Annotated in this window: 6 protein-coding genes; 1 reads left to right on the plus strand and 5 read right to left on the minus strand. The window is 71.2% G+C overall.

Annotation, left to right across the window (positions count from 1 at the left end; translation table 11 throughout):
* The coding region (locus tag PSH25_RS28780) for a hypothetical protein (RefSeq protein WP_238662022.1) at positions 1-321 on the minus strand (321 nt) is incomplete at its 3' end.
* Positions 322-501: 180 nt separating this feature from the next.
* Positions 502-1128 carry a mycothiol-dependent nitroreductase Rv2466c family protein gene (locus PSH25_RS28785; protein ID WP_238662023.1) on the minus strand — a complete coding sequence of 209 codons (627 nt, stop codon included), beginning with the start codon at positions 1126-1128 and terminating at the stop codon, positions 502-504.
* A 223-nt stretch (positions 1129-1351) separates the two neighbouring features.
* On the opposite strand from PSH25_RS28785, the gene pepN reads away from it, so the two are divergent.
* Positions 1352-3901, plus strand: coding sequence for an aminopeptidase N (pepN, locus tag PSH25_RS28790; RefSeq protein WP_238662024.1), 2550 nt, complete (start codon positions 1352-1354; stop codon positions 3899-3901).
* Positions 3902-4067: 166 nt separating this feature from the next.
* On the opposite strand, the gene PSH25_RS28795 is transcribed toward pepN, so the two are convergent.
* From PSH25_RS28795 to PSH25_RS28805, 3 genes are all read right to left on the minus strand, one after another.
* Complete coding sequence (locus PSH25_RS28795) at positions 4068-4475, minus strand: DUF5130 family protein (RefSeq protein ID WP_124856680.1); 408 nt, start codon at positions 4473-4475, stop codon at positions 4068-4070.
* Entirely contained in the window at positions 4462-4776 is a 315-nt protein-coding gene (gene ctaJ / locus PSH25_RS28800) for an aa3-type cytochrome oxidase subunit CtaJ (RefSeq protein ID WP_441005359.1), read from the minus strand. The genes PSH25_RS28795 and ctaJ overlap by 14 nt, the downstream gene beginning before the upstream one ends.
* A gap of 56 nt (positions 4777-4832) precedes the next feature.
* A partial coding sequence (locus tag PSH25_RS28805; protein ID WP_274528100.1) for an amidase family protein occupies positions 4833-5450 on the minus strand: 618 nt, incomplete at its 5' end.

Consider the following 5450-nt stretch of genomic DNA (forward strand, 5'->3'; position numbering starts at 1 on the left):
CCCCGGCGGCACCAGCGGCGGGGGTGCCGGTTCGGCGGGTGCCGCCCCCGCCGGCACCAGGGCCGGCGCATCGGTCGGCACGGCGTCGACCTGCGACGGCAGCGGGTCGACCGACGCGGGCGGGGTGAGCCGGGAGGTCACCGGGACCCTCGCCACGCCCACCACGATGGGTGCCGCGAGCAGATCCACCAGGTGGGCGGGTAGGTCCGGGCGGACCGTCGGCCAGCGGGAGTCGTCAACGGACCAGTAGTCCGCGCCGGGAGTCTCGATCACCCCCTGCCGGGTCAACTGATCGTCACCGGACGCACGGTGCTTGGCCATCGGGATTTGCCTCCACGAACTGCGGCGTGCGGCCCTGGGGCCGCTGCGGCGGACACCGAGGGAAACGACGCCGCCTGCCTCCCGGTGACGCCACACCCGTCCGCCGACCTCGGCGCCCGACCCGAAACGCCCCCGTCCGCGCAGCTGACGAAGCACGGGCGGGGGCGTGGTGGTCGTCGTTCAGTCGAAGATCGGGTCCTGCTCGCGGGTGCGCTTGAGCTCGTAGAAGCCCGGGGTGCCGGCGACCAGCAGCACGCCGTCCCAGAGTCGGCCGGCGGCCTCCCCCTTCGGAGCCGGAGTGATCACCGGGCCGAAGAACGCGACCGGGGCGCCGTCCGGGCCGGGCGCGTGCACGACCGGAGTGCCCACGTCCTGCCCGACCGGGCGCATGCCCGCCTCGTGGCTGGCCCGCAGCGCCTCGTCGTAGTCGGTGCTGTCGGCGGCCGCGGCCAGGCCCGGGTCGAGGCCGACCTCGGTGAGCGCGGCGACGTACAGCTCCGGACCCCGCTCCTGCTTCTGCAGGTGGATCCGGGTGCCGAGCGCGGTGTAGAGCGGGCGCAGCACGTCGTTGCCGTGCAGTTGCTCGGCCGCGATGCAGATCCGCACCGGGCCCCAGGCGGTCTTCAGGAACTCCTTGTAGTCGTCGGACAGCTCGTCCCGGCCGTCGTTGAGCACGGCCAGGCTCATCACGTGGAAGCGGATGTCCACGTCTCGGACCTGCTCAACCTCGAGCAGCCAACGGGAGGTGATCCAGGCCCACGGGCAGGCCGGGTCGAACCACATGTCGGCGGTGACACGTTCGGTCACGGTGAGATCCCTTCGCGACGGGTGGCGCCGGCGACGGTCGGCGTCTCAAGGAAATCTTCACCCCGCAGCGCATCCACCGGCACCCGAATGAGAGCGTGACCTCGGCCACCGCGGGCTGCCCGTACATGGAAGACTCGAATCGGGCCGGCCGTCACGAGCGGTAGGCGAACGGGCGCCGCCGGGCGTACGGCGACATGTGGGATGGAGACGAACAGTGCCGGGAGTGCGCAACCTGACGCAGGTCGAGGCGACCGAGCGGGCACGCCTGCTCAACGTGACGGGGTATGACATCAGTCTGGACCTGTCCACCGCCGTGCTGGCGGCCGACGGCCGCACGTTCAGGTCGACGACCGAGGTTCGGTTCCGCTGCTCCGAACCGGGCGCGAGCACGTTCATCGAGTTGGCCGCCGAGTCGGTGCGGTCCGCGACGCTGAACGGCACGCCCGTCGACCTCTCCGACTGGTCCGCCGAGAAGGGCTTGACCCTGTCCGGGCTGGACAGCGACAACGTCCTGGTGGTCGACGCCGACTTCGGTTACTCCAACAGCGGTCAGGGTCTGCACCGGACGGTCGACCCGGTGGACGGCGAGACGTACCTCTACAGCCAGTTCGAGACGGCCGACGCGCAGCGGGTGTTCGCCTGCTTCGACCAGCCCGACCTGAAGAGCGTCTACACCTGGCACGTCACCGTGCCGGCGCACTGGCGGGCGGTGTCCAACATGCCGGTGCAGCGCGAGGAGCCGGCGGGTGAGGCGCTCAAGACGCTGCACTTCACCGAGTCGCCCCGAATGAGCACCTACATCACGGCGATGTGCGCCGGGCCGTACCACGAGGTGCGCGACGCTCACGACGGCATCGACCTGGGGGTGTTCTGCCGGGCGTCGATGGCACAATACCTGGACTCCGACGACCTGTTCCTGATCACCAAGCAGGGCTTCGACTTCTTCCACGAGAAGTTCGGCGTGCGCTACCCGCTGCCCAAGTACGACCAGCTCTGGGTGCCCGACTTCAACGCCGGCGCGATGGAGAACTTCGGCTGCGTGACGCACGCCGAGTCGCACTACCTGTTCCGTTCGCAGGTCACCGACTTCGAGTACGAGCAGCGGGCCAACACGATCCTGCACGAGCTGGCCCACATGTGGTTCGGTGACCTGGTCACCATGCGCTGGTGGAACGACCTCTGGCTGAACGAGTCGTTCGCCGAGTGGGCCAGCCACTGGTGCAACACCAACGCGACCCGGTTCACCGAGGCGTGGACGACCTTCCTGTCCATCCGGAAGAACTGGGGCTACCGGCAGGACCAGCTCTCCTCCACCCACCCGGTCTACACCGAGATGCCGGACATGGAGGCCGTGGAGGTCAACTTCGACGGCATCACCTACGCCAAGGGCGCGAGCGTGCTCAAGCAGCTCGTCGCGTACGTGGGTGAGGAGCCGTTCGTGGCCGGGCTGCGGGCCTACTTCGGCAAGCACGCCTGGGGCAACGCCACCTTCGACGACCTGCTCACCGAGTTGGAGGCCGCATCCGGGCGGGAGCTGCGCAAGTTCGCCGCGCAGTGGTTGGAGACCGCACAGGTCAACACGCTGCGACCGGAGGTGACGATCGGCGCGGACGGCACGTACGAGCAGGTGCTGGTGCGGCAGGAGGCGCCGGCGGCGTACCCGACGCTGCGGACGCACCGGATCGGCGTGGGCCTGTACGACCTGACCGACGGGCGGCTGGTCCGTCGGGAGCGGTACGAGGTCGACGTGACCGGCGAGCACACCGATCTCGCCCCGCTGCGTGGCGTCCGGGCGGCCGACGTGTTGCTGCTCAACGACGACGACCTCAGCTACACCAAGCTGCGCCTCGACGAGCGCTCGATGGCGACCGTGGTGCAGCACATCGGTGGCTTCGACTCGTCGCTGGCCCGCGCGCTCTGCTGGACCGCCGCGTGGGACATGATCCGCGACGCCGAGTTGTCCGCCCGCGACTACGTGGCGCTGACGCTGAGCGGGCTGCCCGCGGAGACCGACATCAACCTGGTCACCGCCACCCTGCGGCAGGCGACCACCGCGCTCACCCTGTACGCCGACCCGGCCTGGGCGCCGACCGGCTGGGCCGACCTGGCCCGTACCGCCCGCGACGCACTCGCCGCCGCGGAGCCCGGCAGCGGCTTCCAGTTGGCCTGGGCCCGTGCGTTCACCTCGGCGGTCCGCTCCGAGGAAGACCTGGCGACGCTGCGCGGTTGGCTGGACGGCGCCGGCGTGCCGGCCGGGCTGACCGTGGACACCGAGCTGCGCTGGTCGGTCCTCGCCGCGCTGGTGGCCAACGGTGCCGCTGGCGCCGCCGAGATCGAGGCGGAGCTGAGCGGTGACCGCACGGCCAGCGGCGAGCGGGAGGCCGCGTACGCGCACGCGTTGATGCCGACGGCCGAGAACAAGGCCGCCGTGTGGGCCCTGCTCACTGGCCCGGACGCCCTGCCCAACTGGCGGCACCGGGCACTGTTGCAGGGCTTCGCCCACCCGACGCAGGTGGAGCTGGTCGCCCCGTACCGGGAGCGCTACTTCGCGGCGGTCGGGCAGGTGTGGGCCACCCGGGACAGCGAGCCGGCCCAGGAGTTCGCCCAGCTGGCGTACCCGACCTACCTGGTGGAGGACGACACGGTGACGGCCACCGACGCGTGGCTGACCGGTGACGGGCACCCCGCCCCGCTGCGTCGGCTGGTGGCCGAGGGCCGCGACGGCGTGGTGCGGGCGCTGAAGGCCCGCGCGAAGGACGCCCAGAGCGCCTGAACGGCGTTGTCCGGCCCGGGGCCGGCGTGGGTGTGAGCCCGCGCCGGCCCCGGGCCGTCAGGCGACAAGATCGTGCTCGAACAGGGAAATAGGGGCCTCAGCCGCAGCCGAGGCCCCTATTTCCTGGATTGAGCATGATCTTGCATGCCCGCGCGTCGTTTGAGAGTCAGCCCTTGCCGGCGTGGCTGGCGAGCTGGTCGAGGCCGTTGATGATGCCGCCGGCCAGGTCACCGCCACTGAACGCGCCGACCATGGAGAGCGCGGCCAGCTTGGCGTACGTGTCGGGGATGCGCTTGCGGGCGTACCGGCCGGTGATGATCTCCAGCTGACGCTGGTTGGGCGACACGGCGATCAGCACCGACTTGTCGGGCTCGGCGAGCTGACGGTGCAGCCGCTGGGCGTGCTCGCGGATCGGCTCGTCGAGACCGCCGACGAAGACCGAGAAGACCAGGCCGGTGCCCTTGTCGGCCAGGCGCAACGCCTCGTCGATGCGCAGCAGCTGGCGGGTCGAGAACGGCCCGTCGAGCACCTCGGGCGGATTTTCCGACCCGGCCTGCTTCTCACCAACGGTCACTTGCGCCTCCGGTTCCACCGGCCGGCGCCTCGACGCTGGCCTGCTCAAGCTTGTGGCTGGTCAGCGCGGGCGCCTGCGCCCCCGCCGTCAGCGCGGTGCCGGCCGAGTCGGCCAGCTGCTCCGGGCGGCCCAGGAACCAGACCGGAGTGAAGTCGAAGGGCCGGCCCGGACGGTAGCGCTTGGCGCCACCGCCACCGCCGGTGGCACCCCCGTGGCTACCGGCGTACGACAGGCCGGCGATGACCAGCACCGCGGCCAACGGGATGCCGACGAAGACCAGCAACGTCTCGGTAACAGACAACCCAACGCCCCCAGGCGGAAGAAGGACGACCTCGAACAACCGGGTCGGATGGACGCTCACGCTGCCGACCGCCCGACTCCGTCGCCATTCACGTTAGCGGAGTCGACGGCTCGCCAGATTGCGGGGTGCCGATCCCATCCGTCACTGGAGTTCTCCAGTTGCGCAGCGGTAGCGATAAGCCGCGCGTCGTCGCCGTACCGGCCGGTGAGCAGCACCCCGACGGGCAGGCCGTCGGTCGTGGTGCCCAGCGGCAGCGAGACGGAGGGATCACCGGTGACGTTGAAGATGGCGCAGTAGGGCGAGAACCGGCGTTGCCGGTCGAAGTCGGCGGCCGGGTCCGCGTCGGCGGTGAACCAGCCGACCGGTGCCTGCGGGGCGGCCAGGGTGGGACAGAGGAGCAGGTCGCAGCCGGCGGTGCGACGGGCACCGAGGCGCACCTGTGCCTGCAACTCACCGAGGGTGGCGGCCAGGGTGCCGGCGGAGAGTTCGGCGCCCCGGGCCCGGAGCAGCCGGGTCAACGGCAGCAGCTCCACCTCCCGCTGCGGTGGCACCGGAGCGAGCGCCAACACGTACCAGATGATCTCGAACAGCGGCCACGCCGCCGGCCCGAGCGGCGGCGGCACCTCGACCACCTCGTGGCCGGCCGCCGTGAGCAGCGCGGCGGCCCGGTCCAC

It is taken from the genome of Micromonospora foliorum, from assembly GCF_022229015.1.
Lineage (GTDB): Bacteria > Actinomycetota > Actinomycetes > Mycobacteriales > Micromonosporaceae > Micromonospora > Micromonospora foliorum.